Below are 3715 nucleotides of genomic sequence, written 5' to 3' on the forward strand. Positions count from 1 at the left end.
AGATGAAGTTCACACAAGACGGGATACGCTCGCCATTCTTTGCTTTTTCATGCAGGGCCGCTGTTGCCTGGGTCAGGCGCGGGATTAATGCGCTCTTAGGTACCACAAAGACCGAAGCTTCCGGTAATAGGCTGACTGCACGGCCTTGTGCCGGATTGCTATAGAGCACCATGGTGCCAGATTCTGCCAGAGCCTGTTCGGCGAATACCACCCCGACCTGCGCACGTTCGGCAATCGTAATATTCGGCTCGTAACCTGCTGACTGATCCCAGACATGGACGGTGTGCTGCTCGTCGGCCAGCTCAGACGGATTAACCAGAGCCAGTAGCCTTTTATCCGCCGACAGTATGGTTTCACTGTCCTGGCGCTCGGTATTCTCTTCCTCGTTGTTGACGTAATGCAGACAGGCTGATTTAAGCGTCGCAGCCAGTTCGGCCTTAGTCGTTTCAATCGCACGGGCACCAAGTGCTGTTTCGGTATAGTGGATCAGCGCCGCTTTCAGTTCGTCCAGACTTTTATCGGCCAGAACTTCGTGATGGCAGGTGTATTTTAGCGCAGGACGCTCGACGGGCGTTGTCTTGCGCTCGCGGCCCAGCTTTTCGGCGATATTGTCAAGAAAGCTGTCTCGGTTATAGATGCGCTGTTCGCTCTGGTGAGCCATTGTTTTTTCTGAGTCATTGTTAGCCATAGTTCCCACCTTTATCCCTTGTTACGTTTTTTGAACCAACTGCGGAAGGATTCGCCATCTGGCTCAGGTAAGTCTCGTGATTCGGTCCATGCGCTGACCCCGATATTGACTGGCAGTTTGCCATCTCGGATCAGGCCGCTGGCTACGGTCGCACCTACTTTTACGGTATTGCCCCATAGCAGAGGACGAGCATTAATGAAATTGAAGGCACCGACAGTGGCGCGCTCCATTAGTGGTGTCTGCTTGCTTTCTGCCATTTTCTGGCGATGCTTGAGCAGCAGATCAGAGAGCGGAATCTTCACCGGACATACATCGTGACAGGCGCGGCACAAGCTACAAGCGTAAGGCAAATCCTTAAAGTCGTCGTAGCCGCCAAGCAGTGGTGAGAGAACGGCACCGATTGGACCGGAGTAGATAGAGCCGTAGGATTGCCCACCGATATGGCGATATGCCGGGCAGGTGTTAACGCAGGCTGCACAGCGAACACAGCGCAGGATATCCTTGAACTCCGAACCGAGAATATCGGAGCGGCCGTTATCAATGATTACAAGGTGGAACTCTTCAGGGCCGTCACAGTGCTTGTCTTCGCGAGGACCGGTCAGGGCTGTCACGTAGCCGGTCAGCGGCAGGCCAACTGCGCTGCGACATAGTAGGCTGACAACAATATCCAGCTCTTCGAAGGTCGGAACAATACGCTCCATGCCCATCACGGCGATGTGCGTCTTCGGCAGGCTGGTGGCCAGACGGGCATTACCTTCGTTGGTAACCAGTGTGACCGTGCCAGATTCCGCGACGGCGAAGTTACAGCCGGTAATACCGATGTCCGCTTCCAGGAAATCATGACGGATATAGTTGCGCACATAGCGGGTCAGCTCTTCAGGGTCGTCGGAGCCCTGGTAGTCAATTTTCTCTTTGAACACGTCACGGATTTGCATCCGGTTTTTGTGCAGAGCCGGAACTACGATATGAGACGGTGGATCGCAGTCATCAACCTGAAGGATATACTCACCGAGGTCGGTCTCAACAACTTCGCACTCATTACGCTCGATGATTTTGTTTAGGCCAATCTCTTCCGTTACCATGGATTTGGATTTGACGACTTTCTTGGCGTTTTTCTCCTGGACAATGTTTTCGACATACGCAGTGGCTTCTTCAGCCGTACGGGCAAAGAAAACATGACCGCCGTTTTTCTGAACGTTGTCACTGAGCTGCTGGAGATAATAATCTAGGTTTTCTAGAACGTGATTCCGGATATCCATGCCCATCTCGCGCCACTCTTCCCAGTTGCCGAGCTTCTCGGCAGCAATGGCGCGGTTGGTAAACATGCGCTCTTGAGCGTTGGCAACAGATTTGCGCATGAAGTCGTCTTGCATCTGGACGTCAATACGGTCTTTAAATTTGATATTGCTGGTTTTCATTGACATAACAACGCCCCCTTAACGACTCATCAGCACATCGACAATGTGCAGTACTTTTACTGGACGCCCTTCGCGGGTCATACGTCCACCAATGTTCATCAGACAGCTGATATCGGCACCAATGAGGTACTCTGGCTGGACGGCACTAATATGGTGGACTTTCTCTTTAACCATCTCGCCGGAAATCTCTGACATTTTGACCGAGAAGGTGCCGCCGAAACCGCAGCAGGTTTCCTGGTTTTTGATTGGCACCATTTCCAGGCCTTCGACATTGGCCAGCAGGCGAAGCGGCTCTTCACGTACGCCCAGTTTGCGGATCAGGCTGCATGAAGGGTGGTAAACGGCACGGCCCTTCAGGCGTGCACCGACGTTTTCGACACCTAGCTCGTTGACAATAAACTGAGTCAGTTCGAACAGGCGGTCAGCGACCTTCTGAGCACGGTCTGCCCACTCAGGTTCGTCGGCAAGGTATTCCGGGTAACGTTTGATCGAGGCTGCACAAGAGCCAGCCGGTGTAACAATTGGATGATCATTTTCTTCAAAGGCGGCAATCATGTTTTTCATTGCCGGCTTGCTGCCTTCAATATAGCCACTATTTAATGAAGGTTGGCCGCAGCACCCTTGTTTTTCAGGGAAGATGATTTCGCAGCCAAGCTGTTCCAAAAGCACGACAGACTTTTTGGCAACCTCGGCTTTTACCGTGTCGCACAGGCAGGTGGCAAAAAAGTTTACCTTCATGATATTGCTCCAGTGACGGTTTACCCGTGTTTATATTGTGGTAGTTATTCTTTGTGTTCAGCGTGATATTTCACGCTGAACACCGATTGCGACTTTCGCTTGGCGAATTAGACAAAGGCACTAGCCAGGCCGACAATCACTCCGTAAAGCACCATAGGCACCACGGTTCGCTTGATGATGTAGCCTTCTTTGTTGGCGATACCCAAAATGGTCGAAACAGCAATGATGTTGTTGATACAAACCATGTTACCCATCGAGGCACCGACGGATTGCAGGGCCAGAATCGTTGTTTCCGGTAGGGCAACATTCATGGCAATCGTCTGCTGGATGCCGCCGAAGGTCAGGTTGGATACGGTGGCCGAGCCTGAGAAGAACGCACCCAGTGCACCCAGATAGGACGCTACCCACTGCCAGTTGGCCCCCATTAGGTTGGAGAAGGCCTGCCCGGTCGTCATGATTGGCGACTTGTCTCCGCCTATCATCATGAATTTAACCATGATCAGTGCGCCGACAAGGGCAATAAACGGCATTTTGATACGGCTGGCTGTTTCGGTAAATGCTTGTTTGACCGTGCTGCGCTGCATACCTAGTACCGGTATAGAGATGAGTACCACCAGTAGGAAAGGGATCAGTGCGGGTACGTAAAGCGTCTTGTATGCCCAGCTTGTTTCGGTGCCCAGGATACTGCTCAGTTTGATGATTAGCGCCTGGCTGACACTCAAATCACTAAAGCCCAGGCTCAGGTTAAATAGTGGTGTGCTGTCTGTCAGCATTCCCTTGATACCCAATTGCTGGATACGGGTGACAATCAGAATAAGGATCAGTAGCAGAGTTGGGCTCATAGCCTTGAGAATGGTTTTAAAAGGGATCT

4 protein-coding genes are annotated in these 3715 nt (G+C 51.9%); all 4 read right to left on the reverse strand.

The genetic code is table 11. The annotated features are described in order from the left end of the window. The coding region (locus MHN01_RS19935; RefSeq protein ID WP_370646526.1) for a lactate utilization protein C at window positions 1-688 on the reverse strand (688 nt) is incomplete at its 3' end. 11 nt (window positions 689-699) lie between these two features. Then, window positions 700-2112 carry a LutB/LldF family L-lactate oxidation iron-sulfur protein gene (locus MHN01_RS19940; RefSeq protein ID WP_239412958.1) on the reverse strand — a complete coding sequence of 471 codons (1413 nt, stop codon included), beginning with the start codon at window positions 2110-2112 and terminating at the stop codon, window positions 700-702. Between the two features lie 12 nt (window positions 2113-2124). Then, window positions 2125-2844: a (Fe-S)-binding protein gene (locus tag MHN01_RS19945; protein ID WP_239412960.1), complete on the reverse strand. Its 720-nt coding sequence runs from the start codon at window positions 2842-2844 to the stop codon at window positions 2125-2127. 107 nt (window positions 2845-2951) lie between these two features. Then, window positions 2952-3715, reverse strand: a 764-nt coding sequence (locus MHN01_RS19950; protein ID WP_239412962.1) for an L-lactate permease, incomplete at its 5' end; no start/stop codon positions are given.

It is taken from the genome of Photobacterium sp. OFAV2-7 (genome assembly GCF_022347985.1).
Taxonomy (GTDB): Bacteria; Pseudomonadota; Gammaproteobacteria; order Enterobacterales; family Vibrionaceae; genus Photobacterium.